20 protein-coding genes are annotated in these 18,762 nt (G+C 53.2%); 13 read left to right on the forward strand and 7 right to left on the reverse strand.

Annotation, left to right across the window (positions count from 1 at the left end):
* Positions 1-5: 5 nt before the first annotated feature.
* Positions 6-620: a nucleoid occlusion factor SlmA gene (gene slmA, locus R6U90_RS08720; RefSeq protein ID WP_410352290.1), complete on the forward strand. Its 615-nt coding sequence runs from the start codon at positions 6-8 to the stop codon at positions 618-620.
* A gap of 130 nt (positions 621-750) precedes the next feature.
* Here the strand turns inward: slmA and R6U90_RS08725 are convergent, their stop codons facing one another.
* Positions 751-1,389: a hypothetical protein gene (locus tag R6U90_RS08725; protein WP_410352291.1), complete on the reverse strand. Its 639-nt coding sequence runs from the start codon at positions 1,387-1,389 to the stop codon at positions 751-753.
* Between the two features lie 48 nt (positions 1,390-1,437).
* Between R6U90_RS08725 and R6U90_RS08730 the strand changes: the two genes are divergently transcribed.
* Entirely contained in the window at positions 1,438-2,187 is a 750-nt protein-coding gene (locus tag R6U90_RS08730; protein WP_410352292.1) for a sulfite exporter TauE/SafE family protein, read from the forward strand.
* A 24-nt stretch (positions 2,188-2,211) separates the two neighbouring features.
* Here R6U90_RS08730 and R6U90_RS08735 read toward each other — a convergent pair whose 3' ends face one another.
* The 4 genes from R6U90_RS08735 to R6U90_RS08750 all read right to left on the reverse strand — a co-directional run bounded on the left by R6U90_RS08735 (position 2,212) and on the right by R6U90_RS08750 (position 6,957).
* Complete coding sequence (locus R6U90_RS08735; protein WP_410352293.1) at positions 2,212-2,484, reverse strand: hypothetical protein; 273 nt, start codon at positions 2,482-2,484, stop codon at positions 2,212-2,214.
* A 110-nt stretch (positions 2,485-2,594) separates the two neighbouring features.
* A complete protein-coding gene (gene aceK / locus R6U90_RS08740) occupies positions 2,595-4,334 on the reverse strand; it encodes a bifunctional isocitrate dehydrogenase kinase/phosphatase (protein WP_410352294.1) in 1,740 nt (579 codons plus the stop codon).
* A gap of 19 nt (positions 4,335-4,353) precedes the next feature.
* A complete protein-coding gene (gene aceA, locus R6U90_RS08745; RefSeq protein WP_410352295.1) occupies positions 4,354-5,670 on the reverse strand; it encodes an isocitrate lyase in 1,317 nt (438 codons plus the stop codon).
* A 507-nt stretch (positions 5,671-6,177) separates the two neighbouring features.
* Entirely contained in the window at positions 6,178-6,957 is a 780-nt protein-coding gene (locus tag R6U90_RS08750) for an exodeoxyribonuclease III (protein ID WP_410352296.1), read from the reverse strand.
* Between the two features lie 81 nt (positions 6,958-7,038).
* Between R6U90_RS08750 and pyrE the strand changes: the two genes are divergently transcribed.
* The gene (gene pyrE, locus R6U90_RS08755) at positions 7,039-7,683 is read left to right on the forward strand and encodes an orotate phosphoribosyltransferase (RefSeq protein WP_410352297.1); all 645 of its coding nucleotides are present in this window, start codon (positions 7,039-7,041) and stop codon (positions 7,681-7,683) included.
* Here pyrE and R6U90_RS08760 read toward each other — a convergent pair.
* Positions 7,680-8,027, reverse strand: coding sequence for a MarR family transcriptional regulator (locus tag R6U90_RS08760; protein ID WP_410352298.1), 348 nt, complete (start codon positions 8,025-8,027; stop codon positions 7,680-7,682). The two genes, pyrE and R6U90_RS08760, sit on opposite strands and share 4 nt — an antisense overlap.
* A 133-nt stretch (positions 8,028-8,160) precedes the next feature.
* Here R6U90_RS08760 and R6U90_RS08765 point away from each other — a divergent pair, with 133 nt between their 5' ends.
* Genes R6U90_RS08765 through R6U90_RS08785 form a run of 5 tightly spaced genes read left to right on the forward strand, consistent with a single transcriptional unit; the run spans position 8,161 to position 12,489 of the window.
* Positions 8,161-9,222 carry a fatty acid desaturase family protein gene (locus R6U90_RS08765; RefSeq protein WP_410352299.1) on the forward strand — a complete coding sequence of 354 codons (1,062 nt, stop codon included), beginning with the start codon at positions 8,161-8,163 and terminating at the stop codon, positions 9,220-9,222.
* A gap of 4 nt (positions 9,223-9,226) precedes the next feature.
* Positions 9,227-9,979, forward strand: a complete 753-nt coding sequence (locus tag R6U90_RS08770; protein WP_410352300.1) for an SDR family NAD(P)-dependent oxidoreductase — start codon at positions 9,227-9,229, stop codon at positions 9,977-9,979.
* 19 nt (positions 9,980-9,998) lie between these two features.
* Complete coding sequence (locus R6U90_RS08775; protein WP_410352301.1) at positions 9,999-10,811, forward strand: creatininase; 813 nt, start codon at positions 9,999-10,001, stop codon at positions 10,809-10,811.
* Positions 10,808-11,590, forward strand: coding sequence for an N-acyl homoserine lactonase family protein (locus R6U90_RS08780; RefSeq protein ID WP_410352302.1), 783 nt, complete (start codon positions 10,808-10,810; stop codon positions 11,588-11,590). Before R6U90_RS08775 ends, R6U90_RS08780 begins: the two co-directional genes overlap by 4 nt.
* An 11-nt stretch (positions 11,591-11,601) precedes the next feature.
* The gene (locus tag R6U90_RS08785; RefSeq protein ID WP_410352303.1) at positions 11,602-12,489 is read left to right on the forward strand and encodes a DMT family transporter; all 888 of its coding nucleotides are present in this window, start codon (positions 11,602-11,604) and stop codon (positions 12,487-12,489) included.
* A gap of 11 nt (positions 12,490-12,500) precedes the next feature.
* Here R6U90_RS08785 and R6U90_RS08790 read toward each other — a convergent pair whose 3' ends face one another.
* Positions 12,501-13,346, reverse strand: a complete 846-nt coding sequence (locus tag R6U90_RS08790) for a sugar phosphate isomerase/epimerase family protein (protein WP_410352304.1) — start codon at positions 13,344-13,346, stop codon at positions 12,501-12,503.
* A 357-nt stretch (positions 13,347-13,703) separates the two neighbouring features.
* Between R6U90_RS08790 and R6U90_RS08795 the strand changes: the two genes are divergently transcribed.
* The 5 genes from R6U90_RS08795 to glnT are packed head-to-tail and all read left to right on the forward strand — an operon-like array spanning position 13,704 to position 18,761.
* Entirely contained in the window at positions 13,704-14,681 is a 978-nt protein-coding gene (locus tag R6U90_RS08795; protein ID WP_410352305.1) for an ABC transporter substrate-binding protein, read from the forward strand.
* A gap of 54 nt (positions 14,682-14,735) precedes the next feature.
* On the forward strand, positions 14,736-15,680 hold the full coding sequence (locus tag R6U90_RS08800; RefSeq protein ID WP_410352306.1) for an ABC transporter permease: 945 nt from the start codon (positions 14,736-14,738) through the stop codon (positions 15,678-15,680).
* Positions 15,681-15,690: 10 nt separating this feature from the next.
* A complete protein-coding gene (locus tag R6U90_RS08805; RefSeq protein WP_410352307.1) occupies positions 15,691-16,605 on the forward strand; it encodes an ABC transporter ATP-binding protein in 915 nt (304 codons plus the stop codon).
* A gap of 20 nt (positions 16,606-16,625) precedes the next feature.
* A complete protein-coding gene (locus R6U90_RS08810; protein WP_410352308.1) occupies positions 16,626-17,378 on the forward strand; it encodes a creatininase family protein in 753 nt (250 codons plus the stop codon).
* A gap of 21 nt (positions 17,379-17,399) precedes the next feature.
* Complete coding sequence (gene glnT, locus R6U90_RS08815; protein ID WP_410352310.1) at positions 17,400-18,761, forward strand: type III glutamate--ammonia ligase; 1,362 nt, start codon at positions 17,400-17,402, stop codon at positions 18,759-18,761.
* The last annotated feature ends 1 nt before the right edge of the window (position 18,762 follow it).

The raw sequence follows: 18,762 nt of genomic DNA on the forward strand, positions 1-18,762 counted from the left end.
GCGCTATGAACCAGAAGCAATCGGACAAGCCGTCACGCCGCCAGCAGATACTCGAAGTACTGGCCAGTGAACTGGAGAACTGCCCTGGCGAGCGGATCACCACCGCCGGTCTGGCCCGGGCTGTGGGGGTTTCCGAGGCGGCGCTGTATCGCCATTTCCCGAGCAAGGCGCGCATGTTCGAAGGGCTGATCGAGTTCATCGAGGAGTCCATCTTCGGACTGATTAACCGGATACTAGAAGATCAGACATCCGCCATTCGACGCAGCGAATACATCATGACTCTGGTGCTCGGTTTCGCGGCCAAGAATGCCGGCATTACGCGTCTGCTGGCCGGCGATGTACTGGTCGGGGAAACCGAGCGGCTACGCAGTCGTATTGATCAGTTCTATGACAGACTGGAAACACAGCTCAGGCAGGTACTTCGTGAAGGCGAGATGAACGGCGAGTTGTCACCGGGGTTGCCGGTGGGACCGAGCGCGAATCTGCTGCTGTCGATCATGGAAGGGCGCATCAATCAGTACGTGCGCAGCGGTTTTCGACGTTTACCGCAGGAGTCATGGGAAGATCAATGGAGCCTGCTGGAGGAGTTGCTAAAGGCTCGCGGCGGAGCACCTGAATAAACGTCCCGAATACCCGGTCACTTTGTTAAAAGGTTACGTCTTTTCGCTCGCAATAACCTGAGATTGTGGTGTCATTGAGAGTCACAAGGTGACGAAGCAGTCTTTCAGGACAGGTATACGAAATGCTTGTTCAGCGTGAGGACCGGGACGACTTTAATTTACGAAAACGCTCCAGTTCCGCCTCGAATTGTTGCTCAAGCGTCTCCAGTTCCTGCGCCTTCTCGGCCATGAGCTTCTTATTGTTTGCAATCTGGCGCTTGACCTGTTCCATCTGGTCGAGAAGATTCTCGGAAAGTGCCTGGCCCCGACGTTCCTGATTGGCGGCCTGTTTCTGCAGATCGCGAAGTTTTTCCCGCAGCGCGTCGTTACTGGCACGGGTTAAGTTTATCCGGCTTTGAATGGCGTCGGTTCTATCCTGGTAAAAAAGCTTCAGGTCCCGCTCGGTCGTAAATGTATTCAAGAGCACCCGATCGCGGCGTTGTTGTTCCGCCTTTTGTTGTTCTTCCACACGGCGTTGCTCGGCGGCCTGTTTTTCCGCTTCAAGCTGTTCGGGAGTCCTGGCCGGCTCCTCGACTTCGATGACGACACCCTGCTCGTTAAGGATTTCAATCCGCTGTTGGGAGTATTCGGGGGGAACACTCTGGCCACACTCCCGCACGCCTTGATCATTGGTCCAGCACTTGTAGCGTGCCGCCGTGGCAGGATTGGCCTGCGCGAGAATCAGTGCCGCGAAACAAAGGCTAACTGGTAAACGGTATCCGGTTATCATTACAGAGCCCCAGGCTTCAGGAACTCAATTGTAGGTAATTTTTGACCCATGTTGGAATACATCCTGTTATTTTTTATTTCCCTGCTGGCCAATGCCTTTTCCGCCTTTGCCGGCGGTGGGGCCGGTTTATTGCAGTTGCCGGCCCTGATTTTCCTCGGCCTGCCCTTCAGTGTGGCGCTGGCAACCCACAAGCTGGCCAGTGTTGCTTTGGGTATCGGCGCCTCTGCCCGTCACTTTAGAGAAAAGAACCTGGAGGGGCAATTTGCGCTAATCATGTTGCTGGCCGGCGTGCCCGGCGTCATTCTGGGCGCCAGTGTCATTCTGAACGTGCCGGACCGCTGGGCGGAACTGGCGTTGGGGATACTGACCATGAGCCTGGGACTCTATTCCTGGGGATCTCCCGCTCTCGGGCAGGTGGATACCCGGACGCACCGGGATCGCCGTGGACTGGTAATCGGGGGAGCAGTATTGTTTGGTATCGGTTTTCTGAATGGTTCGCTGACCTCCGGTACCGGTCTGTTTGTCACGCTGTGGTTGATCCGCTGGTTCGGGCTCGATTATCGGCGCGCCGTCGCTCACACCCTGGTGATGGTGGGGCTGTTCTGGAATGGCAGTGGCGCCCTGACATTGGGATTGCTAGGCTCGATTCGCTGGGACTGGTTGCCGGTATTGTTGCTGGGCTCGTTGCTGGGTGGCTATATCGGTGCTCACTATTCGATCATCAAGGGGAATCGAACGATCAAGCGGGCGTTCGAGTTTGTAACCGTTCTGGTAGGGCTGAAACTGATTGTCGGCTGAGAGGCTCGACGCTGAGATGAGTCTTTATGCCACGCGGATACGGACGACTGTCATGATTTCCATTTTCATGCCGGCGACATTCAGATTATCGGGATAATAGGTCAGATTGACGCGAGCGCCGGTGAGATCCCTGTATTTTTTCTTGCGTTTGTAGCGAAAAGGAATCTCTACTCCCTCGATCATGACGGTGTTGATAAACCATTCACCTTCCTCTCGCTGTACATGAGATGTGACTTTGACATTATCGCTGTGCACGAGTTTGTCATGCTGTTTGGTTAATTTATCCGGGTCCGACACAGGGCACTCGCTTCGATTCTCGACATTTTACCGGTTCATTGTAACACCAAAGCTGCGGCTGAATCAGCAAACCGGCAAGTACACGATTTAACAGCAAAAATTAAGACGAATTATTCCGGTAACTGACCCTCGGCCAGTTGTTCCTGCAATTGTTGCCAGTAATCCGCATCGAGCAGTTCCGGATGCAGGCGGGTGAACAATTCACGTTGACGGGGATCGGTGAACAGGAATATGGCAAATTCCTCGGGGAAAATGTCATTGGGACCAACGGAATACCATGGTTCGGCCGCCAGTTCATCCTCGGGATGGCGCGGTGGCGGGATATGCCGAAAATGACATTCGTCCATTGGCATGATTTCGTCATAATCGTAAAAGATTACCCGGCCATAACTGGTAATACCAAAGTTCTTGGTCAGCAGATCGCCCGGAAATAGTCCCGCAACGGCAATATCATGAATGGCATGCCCGTAATCCTGCAGAGCGTGACGTGTACCGTCTTCATCTGTTCGCTCAAGGTACAGATTCAGCGGCTCGAGACGCCGCTCAATAAACAGATGTTTGATGATCAGCTGGTTGCCCTCGAACGAGACTTGCGAAGCAGCTTCGGTTTGCAGTTCCTCAAGCAGGTCTTTGGTAAACCGACCCACGGGAAATGCGGTGTAGGAAAATTCCCAGGCGTCTGACAGGCGCCCGACCCTATCGTGCTGCTTGACCATATGATAGCGATCGATAACTTTCTGACGCGTAGTGTTCTTCGGCGGTGGAAACCGGTCACGGATCAATTTGAAAACATAGGGATAGGAGGGCAGGGTAAAAACCACCATCACCATCCCCTTGCTTCCCGGGGCTGTTTCAATAGCGTCTGATGAGCGCTGCAGATGATCGAGAAAATCGCGATAAAATTCCGCCTTGCCCTGCTTGTGAAAACCGATCTGGGTATACAGGTCTGCCGCGGTTTTCTCCGGCAGGAAATCCAGCAGGAAGCGGATTACCGCGGAGGGGATCTCGGTATCAACCAGAAAGTAGGCACGCGCGGAAGTGAACAAGTTAGCAACATCATTACGCTCGCTGATCAGTCTGTCCACACAGGCGCTGCCGTCCTGGTTGCGGCGAATACGCAGAATAAAAGGATAGCGGTCCGGACCGTTGATAACCCGCCCCACCAGATAAGCCGATCGATTACGGTAAAAAGGCTGGCGTAGCATCTGGATCTGGAAGTGCTGGGCCAGCCGACGTGGCAGGTTGGTATGTCGGCGGATAGCTTCGGTAATACAGCGCACATCATGGCGCCGATTGCCGAAAGACAGGCCAATATCCGAAGTGGAGAGGATTTTCTCCAGTGTGGCACGCCAACCCTCGCGCAAGGGGTAATAGCTTCGATAGACCGGATCGTCACTGTCCAGCCGCTCGGTGGAGATAGAAGGCCGCACGAAAATAAAATCATTGTTGTAGAAGTGACGTTCGAACAGTCCGACGAATACCGAGTTATAAAACGTTTCAGCCAGTTCAGGCTGGCGATGACGGTACAGCAGGCCCATGTATTGAAATTTGACCTGTTGCCAGGGAGCAGCATGCAGTGTTTGGGGGTCGAAGCGCTCGCGCAATTCCTGGATGGTTTCGCGGACCCGCTGATCGTACAGGCTAATGCGCCGGATGGCCGCCTGGCGACTGGCGACCCAGTCGCCGCGGATAAAATTGTCATGCGCTTCGCGGGTTATTTCGCGAAACAACGCAAAGTGTCGACTAAAGCCGGCCAGGATCATGGCGGCCAGCCCGCCGACCATCCCCTGTTTTGACGGGTCCGGCGAGAAAGCGGGCAAGCTGGATGGCTGACCGGAGTCGACACTCATGCCTTTACCTGCGGATCGTTTATGTTTCGTCGAACTGCCCTTCTTCGGTGGAGCCGGTCAGGGCGGTCACCGAAGAGAAGCCGCCCTGGATAGTGGAGGTGACATCATCAAAATAACCGGCCCCGACCTCCTGTTGATGGGAGACGAAGGTATAGCCCTTTTCGCGGGCGGAAAATTCGGGTTGCTGCACTTTTTCCACATAATGTTTCATGCCCTCGCCACGCGCATAATCATAGGCGAGGTCAAACATGTTAAACCACATGCTGTGAATACCGGCGAGGGTAATGAACTGATATTTGTAACCGAGTTCGGCCAGATCATCCTGAAAGCGGGCGATGGTTTTGTTATCGAGATTTTTCTTCCAGTTAAATGAGGGCGAACAGTTATAGGCCAGCAGCTTGTTCGGATTTTTTTCCAGCACCGCTTCGGCGAACTCGCGAGCGAAGCCAAGATCCGGTGTGCCGGTTTCGCACCAGACCAGATCGGCGTAGGGGGCATAGGCGATGCCACGGGAAATCGCCTGCTCCAGCCCGTTTTTTACCCGGTAAAAGCCTTCATTCGTGCGCTCGCCGGTCAAAAACGGTGTGTCGTTCGGATCAAAATCGGAGGTCAACAGATTGGCTGCCTCGGCGTCGGTACGCGCCAGTAACAGGGTCGGGACATTGCAGACATCAGAAGCCAGACGCGCGGCAATCAGTTTGTGCACTGCCTCCTGGGTCGGCACCAGGACCTTGCCGCCCATGTGACCACATTTTTTGACCGCTGCCAGCTGATCCTCGTAATGCACCCCGGCGGCACCGGCAGCAATCATGTTTTTCATCAATTCAAACGCATTGAGTACACCTCCAAAGCCGGCCTCGGCATCGGCTACGATCGGCAGAAAATAATCGACATAGTCCTCGTCACCGGGATTATCGCCGCGTGCCCACTGGATCTCGTCGGCGCGTTTGAAGGTGTTATTGATGCGTCGCACCATTGCCGGGACCGAATCATAGGCGTATAGCGACTGATCGGGGTACATGGTTTCCGAGGTGTTGCCGTCGGCCGCCACCTGCCAGCCAGAGAGATAGATCGCCTCGATACCGGCCTTGGCCTGTTGCAGGGCCTGGCCGCCGGTAATGGCGCCCATAGCGTTGACATAGCCCTTGCTGGCTTCGCCGTGTACCAGCGCCCAGAGCTTTTCGGCACCCTGACGGGCCAGGGTAAATTCCGGCTGCAGTGAGCCCCGCAGGCGAACCACATCAGCAGCTGAATAGCCCCGGTTGACGTCGCGCCAGCGGGGGCTTTGCGCCCATTCCTGCTCGAGTTCCGTAACCTGCTCCTCGCGTGACTTCATGCTGCTCTCCTCCTGCGGATTGTGGCATGGATGATGGCTCCGCGATCGGGCGGGCTCTTTGGCCATAACCCCAAAAATGTTCACCCTTTACAGGGGTAACTTGTTTTTATGTGCTGTATTAAAGATAGATGATGGTTGGCGAAGCTGCCACAACCACAGGGGAGATAAAATGTGTGCTCAGAGAGTGCAGTTCAGTCATCCTGACTGATGGATTGGGCGTTCAGGACGAAGCAGCACATGGTACTGTCCGGCAATAAGCGGTGAAGCGAAAAAAGTTAAAAAACCATTCCTCTCGCAGAGACGCCGAGGCGCGGAGAAAACAATAATATTATTGATTTAGCGGGCTCTGCGTCTTTGCGAGAGTCCACTGATGATATTCTGGATTAATAATAATTCTCGCCACGACGCGAAGACGTAGAAATAAAATGCATGTTTTACTGCGACTCTGCGCCTTTGCGAGAGAATTATTTCGCAGGGTTCTGTCTGCCCGGAGCTGTCCGTAAAAAGTCAGATCTCGATGTCGTAATCGATGGTCAAGGGCGCGTGGTCGGAGAACCACTTGTTTTTATACACCGAGGCTTTTTTGACGGTGCCCTTCAGGCCCGGGGTGATGATCTGGTAATCGATACGCCACCCGACGTTGTTCTCGCGGGCATTACCGCGATTGGACCACCAGGTATACTGATCGGGTTTTTGATTAACCTCGCGAAACGCATCGATAAAGCCGATATTGTCGAACAGGTTGTCCAGCCAGGCGCGTTCCACTGGTGTCACACCGGAAGTTTTCTGATTGGACTTCCAGTTCTTAATGTCGATTTCCTTGTGCACGGTGTTGAAGTCGCCGCAGATGATGTAATTACGTCGCCGGCGGCGCATGGCCTTCAGGTCTTCGGCAAAGCGATCCATGAAGATCAGCTTGTTGTTGTGACGCTCCTCGCTGGAGGCACCGGAGGGCAGATAGAGTGAGGCGACGGTCAGTTTGCCGATCTCGATTTCGATCCAGCGCCCCTCGCTGTCGACATGATCCCAGCCAAGCCCTATGGAGACCTTGTCCGGGCGGTGGCGGCTCATGATCGCCACGCCGCTGTAGCCCTTTTTCTGGGCATCGAAATAATAGGTGTGGTAGCCCTGCGGATAAAAAATATTGTTGTCCAGCTGGTGTTCCTGCGCCTTGGTTTCCTGAATGCAGATGACATCGGCCTTCTGGCGTTTCATCCATTCGAAAAAACCCTTGCGCTGGGCGGCGCGAATGCCGTTGAGGTTGGCGGTAATCACTCTGAACATCATACTTAACCGGTTACGACCAAAGGTGTATGATACACAACCTGAAGAACGAAATCCCCAGCCACATAATCCGGAATTTATCGCATGCGTGATTATCAACAGGAATTTATCGAGTTTGCCCTGCAACGCGAGGTATTGCGCTTTGGCGAATTTACGCTCAAGTCAGGTCGAGTCAGTCCTTATTTTTTCAATGCGGGACTTTTCAACAGTGGCAAGGCTCTGGCGCGGCTAGGGCGCTATTACGCGCAAACCATTGTGGATTCCGGCGTGCAGTTCGACGTCCTGTTCGGCCCCGCCTACAAGGGCATACCGTTGGCCGCGGCGACGGCCGTGGCCCTGGCCGAGCAGCACGATCGGGATGTGCCCTACGCCTTCAATCGCAAGGAAGCCAAGGTCCACGGCGAAGGCGGCGACATCGTCGGCGCCCCTCTGCAGGGCAAGGTGCTGATCATTGATGACGTGATTACCGCTGGTACCGCCATCGGTGAGGCAATGGCGATTATCGAGGCCAACGACGCGACGCCCGCGGGCGTGGTCATCGCCCTGGATCGACAGGAAAAAGGCAAGGGTGAGCTTTCGGCTATTCAGGAAGTCGAGAACAATTACGCTATCCCGGTGCACAGCATCATTCGGCTTGAATTGTTAATCGAATATCTGTCAACCCGGCCCGGCATGGAAGACCGGCTCGAAGCCGTCAAGCAGTATCGCGCACAATACGGTACGGGTTAGTCCAGTGCGTTGCGGAACTGTTTAATCGCATAATCGAAAAACTTCGCCATCCCCTGGCGTATTTGCGGGGATAACTCGATCAACCGGGAACGCCCGTCCTGCGGATTGGGCGATTCCAGCAGATAGCCCATCTCTACCGCCCGATCGATATATTTTTTGGCTGTCTGTATACCCAGATGCCTGATGAAATGACAGGCCCGGGTCTTGGGGACAGGTGTGTCGCGTAGCCAGAGTTCGGTAAACAGATCTGAATAATTCAGGTCGTAAAATTCCTGCTCCCTGAAAAACTGCAGCCAGTAAGCATCCATGGCCTTGAGGGCCACCACAAAACGACGTCGTTCCACGTCCTGCTGTTTCCTGTCGCGCTGAGTCATTGGCTGATTGTGTTCGGACTTTTCATTGCAAGCCTACTGATTAATTACTGGCAAATCTAGTGGTAAATTTAATATTAAATTTGGCACTAGTCTTGCAGCCTGAATGGCAGGTTTCAACCACGGTTATGTCGACATGAAGCAAGACTTGCCAATCTGGAGAGCGCTGTGGCGCGAGCCCGAGGGGGCAGTACCCAACGTCCTGGCGCTGGGTTATGCGGTTTTCGGGCATCTGTTTGGCCTTATCCTGCTGGTTAAGCCGGGCATCCTGAGCGGGATCGCGGGTCTGTTGTTGACGTTCCATACCCTGGTGATATGCGCCTACCTGGTGCACGAAGCGGCACACATGACTCTTTTCAGGTCACAACGGCTCAACAGGGGAGTCGGCGAAATTCTGCTCTGGCTCACCGGCGCCGCCTATGCGTCGTTTGCGCGGGTGCGGCATTTGCACATCCGCCATCACCGGGACCGCGCCGACGTGGCCTGTTTTGACTATCAAACCTTTTTGCAACTTTCACCGCGCTGGGTGGTGGGACTCGTATATGGGCTGGAAAGAGTTTACATCCCGGCCGTGGAATTGATCATGCATTATCAGGTGCTGGTGCGACCCTTTGTCGTTCCACATCTGAAACAGCATCGGGCACGCGTGTTAATCATCCTGGCTACACGACTCGCACTGTTCGCTCTGCTGTTCAGTTATTCACCCTGGGCTCTGGTGGGTTACGCCCTCGCCTATATGCTGTTCATTCAGGCGTTGTTCATTGCCGATGCCTTTGCCCATACCTATGAGAGTTACCTGGTGGCGCAAGCGGATCAACCTGTGCCGCAGGAGGGCCGGGACCGGGCCTATGATGTAGCCCATACCTATTCCAATTTAATCTCCACGCGTTTCCCGTGGCTGAACCTGCTTAATCTGAATTTTGGCTATCACACCGCACATCACGAACAGGTTGCCACGCCCTGGTATCGTTTGCCGCAGCTGCACCGGGAACTGTATGGCGAGAATGGGCATCCGCAGATTCTGCCGTATCATGAACTGTGGCAAACCCTGCATCGCAATCGTCTGCGCCGGATCGAAACAGATGATTACGGCGATGTTGGCCAGGGACCGGGGCGCGCCGACGGATTTATCGGCGCGCACGGCGTTTCATTTTTGAGCATCGTCTGACGGCATGGATATTCGTCTGGAGAATCAGACCGTACTGGTGACCGGGGCGGCCACCGGGATCGGCAGGGCGATGATACTGGCATTTGCGCAGGCCGGTGCCAACGTGGTGATCAACCATTACCGGCAGGCGCCGCTGGCCGAGCAGCTGGTGGATGAACTCAGGGCCCGGGGTACCGGTGCTCTCGCCATCGAGGCCGATGTCGGCCGGCGTGATGAGGTGAGGGCCATGGTGGAACAGGGGCAGGCGACGTTCGGCGGAATCGACGTGCTGGTCAACAACGCCGGCATTAGTATAGTGAAACCTTTTCTTGAGATCGCCGAGGCGGAGTGGGATCGCATCCTGGATACCAATCTGAAATCTGTCTTTCATTGTTGCCAGGCGATCCTGCCCGGCATGCTGGACAAAGGTGAGGGGGTGATTATCAATATCGCCTCGGAACTCGGTTACCTGGGCCGGGCCCGCTTTGCCCCCTATACCGCGTCCAAGGGCGGTGTGATTACCCTGACCCGCTCGCTGGCCCGTGAGTTCGCGCCGAACATTCGCATCAATGCTATTGCCCCCGGACCGGTACTGACCCCGATGCTGGAGTCGGAGATCAGTAACCCGGATGAATGGGAGCAGGAGATGGACATACCAATGAAACGAGCTGGCAAGCCCGAGGAGATCGCGGCTACAGCCGTGTTCCTCGCATCAGAACAGGCCGGTTATTACTGCGGTGAAGTGTTGAGTCCCAACGGCGGCGCGTTGATGCGCTGACTGCAAAACGGAAACCAGAATGATGCAACAACGACGTGTGGATTTGATGAGCTGGCCGGATTACGCCGAAGCCGTGCGTGGCGGAGCAGTGGTAATTTTGCCGGTCGGAGCCCTGGAGCAACACGGCCCGCATCTGCCAATGGGGACCGATGCGATTTTTGCCAGTCGTATGAGCGAAGCCGTGGCCGGGGTGATTAACGCCCTGGTACTGCCGCCGATCAATTACGGCTACAAATCACAGGCCCGTTGCGGCGGGGGGCAGACGTTTCCCGGCACTACCAGCCTGGACGGCAAGACGATGATCGCACTGGTGCAGGACATCATCCGAGAACTGGCCCGCCACGGTGTGCAGCGTCTGCTGGTCCTTGATGGTCATTATGAAAACCAGTGGTTTTTGACCGAGGCGATCGAACTGGCATTGCGTGAGATGGTATCGCAAAACCGGAGCATGCGTATCGTACGCACAGAGTACTGGGATTTTTGTCCCCGTGCCGTGCTCGACGAAGTCTTCAACGGTGATTTCCCGGGTTTTGACCTGGAACATGCGGCGCTGATCGAAACCTCGATGATGCTTCACTGGCACCCGGAACGGGTGGCCATAGAGAAGTTTCCGCCCGATGCAACAGCGACCTTCAGTGCATGCGACGTTTTTCCGCAGGACGGTCGCGGTGTGCCTGGCTCGGGCGTGCTGGCTCCGGTAAGCGGCGCCAGCGCGGAAAAAGGTGCAATGATCATCAATGCGACGGTACAGGCCATCGCCGCACAATTGCACGAGACCTTTGAGCTGGAAAAGCCAATGCCGCAGGGCAGACAAGCAGGAGAACCGGCATGACACAGGTACAACGTTTCTGGCCGCTTTTAACCGGAACCCACCTTTACGAGAAGACCCTGTCCACCCGTGGCCGGGGTAAAGATGAGATCATCGAGGCACCGATCCTCGCTTATCTCATCGAGACGAAAAACGGCCGGATCCTCTACGACGTCGGTTGCGACTACAGAAAGATTAACCAGCCTGATCAGCGGCAGCATTTTTATGAAAATGAAGAGTTTCCGTTTGGACCGCCGGATATGAGCGAAGAACAGCGAATGCCGAACCTGTTACAGCGCCTCGATTTGCAACCACAGGATATCGATGTGGTGTTCTGTGGCCACCTGCATTTCGATCATGCCGGTGGCCTGTGCGAGATGGGCCACGCGGAAGTGCATGTCCATGAAAAAGAGTTACAGGCGGCGCGCGAGCCCGCCGATGGCGCCTATTTCCAGGAAGATCTGAACGGTAATTATCGCTGGCAGTTGCAACAGGCCGAATACGATCTTTGTCAGGGTGTGCGGGCGATCGAGACGCCGGGGCATACCGCCGGCCATATGTCGATGTGGATTGAGTTACCCAAGGGGCCGCCTATTCTGCTGGCCGGGGATGCGGCAGACCTGGAAGAGAATCTCAGTGAGGAAATCGCTCCTGGCCTGTGCTGGCACGATCAGGATCAAATGGCCATCGACAGTATCCGCAAGCTGAAACAGATTGCCCGGCGCACCGGGGCGGTCATCTGGCCAAACCATGACATGCAGTTTTTCCGGGCCTGTAAACAATTCCCGGAATTCTACAGCTAGGAGCGATGCTGATGCGTTCGACGACGGGTCTTTCCTATCCGGTTTCCATCCTGTTTATAAGCTCTGTCGGCTGGGGATTGACCTGGATACCAATCAAATTACTCAATGGCATGGGCATTAGCGGACCGGCGCTGGTTTTCATTGCATTCCTTGCCGGTGCCCTGGTGATGCTGCCATTTGCCCTGATGCAGCATCGACAGTGGCGCAAACATCTGTCATTGATGCTATTGATTACACTGTTTGGCGGGTTTGCCAACGTAGCCTTTCAAACTGCTTTGTATTATGGCGATGTGATTCGGGTGATGATCCTGTTCTATTTATTACCGGTATGGAGTGTGATTGGTGGCAAGGTATTTTTCGGGGAAGTGATCGATACCAAACGCGTCGTCACTGTGGTGTTTTCACTGGGCGGTGCCTTTTTGATCCTGGGAGCTATGGCTGTATTCGAGCAACTGCCGCACTGGACCGATTTGATGGCAATTGGCGCCGGTTTTGCGTTCGCCATGAATAATCTGTTATTTCGGGCATCGCCGGGGGTGCCATTGACCAGCAAGGTGACGGCCATGTTTGTCGGCTGCAGTTTGATGATCGGCGGATTCCTGTTTGTAGCAAATCTGCCGGGTGGAGATTATGGCCTTGATGTCACACTATATAGTGCCCTTTATGGGTTGGTATGGCTGACTCTGATTACCTTCGGTACCCAGTGGGGTGTGACACAGATCGAGGCCGGACGGGCTGCCATTATTATTGTTATGGAGCTGGTCGTTGCGGTATTGTCAGCAGCTTTGTATGCCGCAGACTGGCTTTCTCTGATCGAGATTGTCGGTGGCGTGCTGGTAGTGACAGCGGCGATCATTGAGGGTGGACGTGAGGAGACGCCGGAAGTCAAAGCTGCCTGAGTAAGACATCTTCACTGGCAGCTGGAAAAGGTTTCGAAATGTTCGCGTTCGGTACTTGCCATCCAGTTATTCAAATCACGCAGCTCAGCTACCGGTTCCCGTGTAAAAGGTGCCTCGTGCAGATAGCCATCCGGGCCAAATTCCGGGGTCATGGTGCTCAATGCATAACGCCGGTCTTTCTGATTTTTCCAGATCAGTTCCCACCATGCCTGGTGGGAGACAAGAGCCTCGGCGTATTCGGGGGCGGCGGGATGCGGTACCTGGGGGCCCTGGTCGTAGCCGACCCGCGCATGGATATGATGCGCATGCGGAGCAAGTTCACGAATGATGTCGAACTCGGTATCCACCAGCCTTTCACAGACGACACACCAGTGACTGAAATCACAGGTCAGTAGCATATCCGGAAGTTGTTGCACGATGCTATGCGTCAACCACGGGTTAAACAGCGCCCTGCCGCGGTGTGTTTCAAAACTGATGGTAACCTCGAATTGTTTGGCTATCTCCATGGCGCGGCCAAAGAATTCGATGTTCAGGGATTCAGGCCAGGCATCGCAGCCACCGAGACAGGTAACAAACAGCGGATCGAGAGGGCGGGAGAGTGATAGCTTATGGATCAGCGAGTCCAGGTGCTGTTCCAGGGTGGCGTGGCGATCCGGGACATAACTGCCGGCGGTTGTGATCTCGGCAATATAGTCCAGCTGATGCTCTGCAAGTTGTTGCTGAAACCGATCTGCGGTGCGCTGAGCCCCGGGTGCCGGTCCCTCGATCCCGTCGAACCCGTCTGATAAAGCCTGCTCCAGCGAAGAAGTGTAGTTCCCATCGAATCCCCAGAGTGTTTTGAACAGCTTCAATTGCACGGTATTCCCTCCACAGTAAGTTTGGAAAGAAGTGCAAGGTGGATGCCAGTTGAGGTGTCGGGGAGACGTGAGATCAATACAGGACGACCAGCCGCGGTATGTCTTGTGATAACGCCGTATAACAGGGGGACGAACCCAGCCGGGCGAACATATCGGGCACAGTGAAATGCCCGATGTTGAGACTCTGCCCGAATACAGGCACCAATATAGTGCGATCGCAGGTAAAGCAGGGTTATTTACTTAGTTTTTTAAGTGATTGATAAATATGGAATAGCATTGGCAATGATGGATTGGCATAGCGCTTGCTCTTGTCCCGTATTACTTCAAACAGAAATCGTAATACTAGGGGACGATGCTATGAAGAGTTGGTTAAAGAAAACAATACAGGCGGTACTGGTCGGTTTGCTGGTGAGCGCTTCGGCGCAGGCAGCGGAACCATTGAAGATCGGCTATAGCGACTGGCCGGGCTGGGTAGCCTGGGAGGTCGGGATTGAAAAAGGCTGGTTCAAGGAAGAAGGCGTAGAGGTCGAGTTTGAGTGGTTTGACTATGTCGCCTCAATGGATGCTTTCGCCGCGGGCAAACTGGATGCAGTTGGGATGACTAACGGTGATGCGCTGGTGACCGGTGCGACCGGTGCCAAGAGTGTCATGTTTTTGTTGAATGATTACAGCAACGGTAATGACATGCTCATCGGAGCACCGGGCATCAAGTCGGTGAAAGACCTGGAAGGCAAAAAGGTCGGGGTAGAAATCGGTTTTGTGGGTCATCTTCTGTTATTGAATGCACTGGAAGACCATGGCATGACCGAAGCGGACGTGGAACTGGTCAATGTGCCAACTAATGAAACACCGCAGGTGTTGGCTTCAGGTCAGGTTGACGCAATTGTGGCATGGCAGCCGAGCTCAGGTCAGGCATTGCAGCTGGTTCCCGGTTCGAAGGCAATCTATACCAGTGCGGACAAGCCAGGACTGATTTATGACGTTCTCGCCGCTTCACCGCAAAGCTGGACTAACCGACGTGACGAGTACAAAAAAGTCATGAAAGTATGGTATCGAATTGTGGATTACCTCAAGAACGCCGGAACACATGACGATGCTGTCGAGATAATGGCTTCCCGTGTTGGCATTTCACCGGAAGAGTATGAAGGGTTTATCGATGGAACCAGGATCCTGACACTTGAAGAAGCAAAGGAGCGCATGGTCAAGGGTGACGGGTTCGATTCGATTTATGGTTCCTCGAAGATATCTGATGAGTTTAATGTTGACAACGAAGTCTACAAAGAACCACAGGATATTGATGATTATATCGACACCTCTATGACTCTGGGAATGTAAATACTTCGTTATATTGGCTTCATGCAATAAAGTCAGCTGAAGGTAGAACCAGAAATGGCTGTATTTCAAAATCTGCAGTATCAGAAACGTATAACGTTTGCGGTAATGAGTTTCCTGATTCCGCTTCTGCTGTGGAGCCTGGTAAGTTATGTGCCTTTTATCTGGCACCCGAAAGTCGAGATTACCGATCCGGGCAGCGTGTCATATCTCAAGCAGGGCATGCTGCTGGATCGGGAAATCTTTGATAGAGAACTGAAGTCAGCAAAAGAGGAAGAAAAGGCTGTTCCCAGAGGGGAGCCGGCCAATCCAATTTATTTGCCGGCGCCGCATGAAGTGGCGATGGCATTTTATACCGCGTTTACCACTGAGCCCAAGCGCCGTAATGAGAAGTGGTTACATGAAAGCCTGTGGGACAGTATCCAGGTTATTTTCTGGGGGTTTTTCATTTCCTCGCTTATAGGTGTACCACTGGGAATACTGGCAGGCACCTACAGTACGATATCCCGATTAACAGAGCCGTTTGTCGAGTTTTTCCGTTACCTGCCGGCACCGGCTTTCGGAGCACTGGCAGTGGCGATACTGGGAATCCACGCGGCACCCAAGATAGCCATTATATTTATCGGCACTTTCTTCCAGCAGGTGCTGATTATCTCCAATACCACACGCAAACTCGATCACTCTTTGGTGGAAGCAGCGCAGACGTTAGGTGGAAAAGGCTCCAGGTTGCTATACAGAGTTGTTATTCCCGGTATCTTGCCTAATGTCTATCGTGATTTGCGTATTCTTCTTGGATGGGCATGGACATATCTTATTGTGGCAGAACTGATCGGATCGAGCTCTGGTATTACCTGGTTTATTACCCAGCAGGCACGTTACAAGAACTTTGAAAATGTGTATGCAGCTATCCTAATGATAGGAATTATCGGTCTGGCGACGGATATGATCCTCGCCAGGTTGGGTAAAAGAATGTTTCGTTGGCAGCAATCATCGACTGGATGAGTGAGAAAAAATGACAAATTTGAATTTGCCGAGTTATCTTGAACAATCCGACGTGGTCAGGGATCGTTTCAGACGTATTAAGCAACGGCCTGTAACTCTTGAAATCAAGAATCTAGGTAAAGTCTTTGAGACATCTCAAGGAAAGGTAACTGCGTTAAAAGATATCAATTTCAAGGTGCACAAGCGTGAATTTGTCTGCGTTATCGGTCCTTCAGGTTGCGGAAAGTCAACGTTGATAAGAATTCTGGCAGGCCTGGAGAGCGCCAGCAGTGGAAAGGTGCTATTAGATGACAGGGCGGTAAGTGGACCAGGACATGATCGTGGCATGGTGTTTCAGGGGTATACCCTGTTCCCATGGTTGACAGTGAAAGAGAATGTCATGTTTGGATTACAAATGACAGGAGCGGGAAACGTCGCTGCAGAGGGAGAAGCTCTGCAGTGGATCGAGCTTATAGGACTGTCTAAATTCGTCAATAGTTATCCTCATCAGTTATCCGGAGGCATGAAGCAGCGCGTTGCAATTGCAAGAGCGTTGGCTAATCAGCCTCGAATACTTCTAATGGATGAGCCGTTCGGCGCACTCGATGCCCAGACCCGCGCCAAAATGCAGGCCTATTTGATGGAGATCTGGAAGAATATTGATGTAACTATATTGTTTATTACCCATGACCTTGAGGAGGCGATTTATCTGGCTGACCGCATTCTGGTTCTCAAGGCTCATCCCGGGGAAGTGCAGGAGGTGATCGAGGTGCCTGTTCCGCAGCCGCGTTCCGATGATCAGTTCCTCAGTCCAGAATTTCTTGCGACCAAGAAACGTCTCGAGGAACTGATTCATCCGGTCAAAGAAGAGCAGACTATCAACAGCGACCATCTGAATATGGTACGTATGGTGCCTGTAGATGACGAAGTAGAGAGCGTGTTTTGATAATGAATGATTGGCATCAAATGACCTGGGAAGAAATCGGGAAACTGATTAATAGTGGGATGGACAGTGCTATTTTCCCGATTGGCGCAACGGAACAGCATGGACCGCATCTGGGTTGTGGTATGGACGCAGAAATTGCCGACAGGCTGTGCCATGCAGTCAGCGAGATAACCGGGGCGCTGTTGATGCCATTAATGCCCTTCGGCTGTTCAGTTGGTCATTCCAGACGCTGGCCGGGAACGCTGTCGTTACAGCCCAAGACAATGATCGACGTCGTGAAAGAACTTGGCGACTGGGCATACGCCTCAGGGATCAGGCGGCTTTTTATCGTCAATAGCCATGTAACAAATTACGCTCCGCTACGCTGTGCGCTTGAAATGCTACGTGCGGATTATGATGACATGATGCTTGCGGTCATCAATAGTGGATCGCTGAGTGAAAGAGTCAGGCAGAGACATTTCAGCGATGCTGATGACTGGCACGCCAATGAGGCGGAAACAGCTTTGATGCTGGCTGTGAGCCCGCAAATGGTCAGAGAAGAGAATGTTGCACAAAGTGACGATGAGGATCGCACGAAACAGTGCGTTTTCTCGCATCCGGTGAACCGTACCAGCAAAAACGGGGTTACTGGAAAGCCAAGTCTGGCCAGTGTCGAACAGGGCGAGGAGTTGTTTCAGTGGATGGTGGAAGACCTGAGTGAAATTGTCAGACGCGGAATGCAAGAGCGGCCTCCTTTGTCGTTTTCGTATGATGAAAAAATCGAATTTGTTTAGAAGTTTATTAAAGGATTTGGCGTGAAAAATAGCGAAGAGATCAAGGCAATACAGCAGGATTTGAAGAGTAAGGGCGTGAAATACTGCCTTGGAGCTTACGTTGATATTCATGGTATTCCCAAGGGAAAGTTTGTACCAATCGATCATCTGACACATATGGCAGAAGGCTCGGAGTTGTACACTGGATATGCGCTCGATGGTCTGGGTCAGATGCCGAACGATGATGAAATAGCATCTGTCCCGGATTTGGGTCACATAATCCAGTTGCCCTGGCAACCGGAAGTGGCCTGGATGCCTGCTGATAATACCTATAAAGGGAAACCCTACGAGATAAGCACCAGGGTAGCATTGAAAAAAGTCCTGGGTCAGGCTGCAGATATGGGATTCGGATTCAACCTCGGTATCGAAGGTGAACTGTTTGTTTTGAAACAGCACGAAGATGGTACATTGCAGGTGCCGAACCCGGATGATCGGTTGGTTAAACCCTGCTATGACGTACGCGGGTTTATGGATCAGTTCGATTGGCTGGATAAGGTGGCAAGTTGCATAAATGAGCTGGGCTGGGACCTCTACTCATTCGATCACGAGGATGCCAACGGGCAGTATGAATTCGATTTCATGTACAGCGATGCTCTGACTACCTGTGATAGATTTATATTCTTTCGCTATATGACTAAACATTACGCTAAAGAAGAGGGGCTGTTGGCGACATTTATGCCAAAACCTTTCTCGGACAAGACGGGCAACGGAGCGCATTTCAATATGTCGCTGTACGATTTGGACAGCGGTGATAATCTGTTCGTATGCAACCCGGAAGAGGATGCGCGCGGACTTGGCCTGACCGAGCTGGGATATTACTTTATCGGGGGGCTGATAAAGCATGGACGTGCGCTATGTGCTGTTTTCTCTCCTACGGTAAACAGTTATAAACGTCTGGTGCGTCAGGGGGATATGGCCTATTTTTCCTGGGCGCCGGTTTTCAATTCTTTCGGTTCGAATAACCGGACCAACTCGATTCGTGTGCCGATGAATGGCGGGCGTTGCGAATCGCGTAACGCTGACGGTGCTCTCAATCCCTATCTGGCCGCGACGCTGGCACTGGCGGCGGGGTTGGAGGGAATTCGTGAAAAGATCGATCCAGGTAGCCCCCAGGATGACAACCTGTATGAACTGGGCGAGGAGGAACGTAGCAAACGTGGTATAGAGTTTCTTCCCAAGAACTTGAGCGAGGCTATAGAGGCATTTGCAGAAGACCCGTTTGTAGAACAGGTATTGGGGGAGGAACTACGTGATGAGTTCATCCGTTATAAATCGCAGGAATGGGAGGCCTATCATCAGACAGTCTCCAGCTGGGAAATCGAAAAATATAGTCACCTTTTCTGAA

Origin of the sequence: Thiohalophilus sp. (assembly GCF_046483665.1) — a bacterium.
Taxonomy (GTDB): domain Bacteria; phylum Pseudomonadota; class Gammaproteobacteria; order UBA6429; family Thiohalophilaceae; genus Thiohalophilus.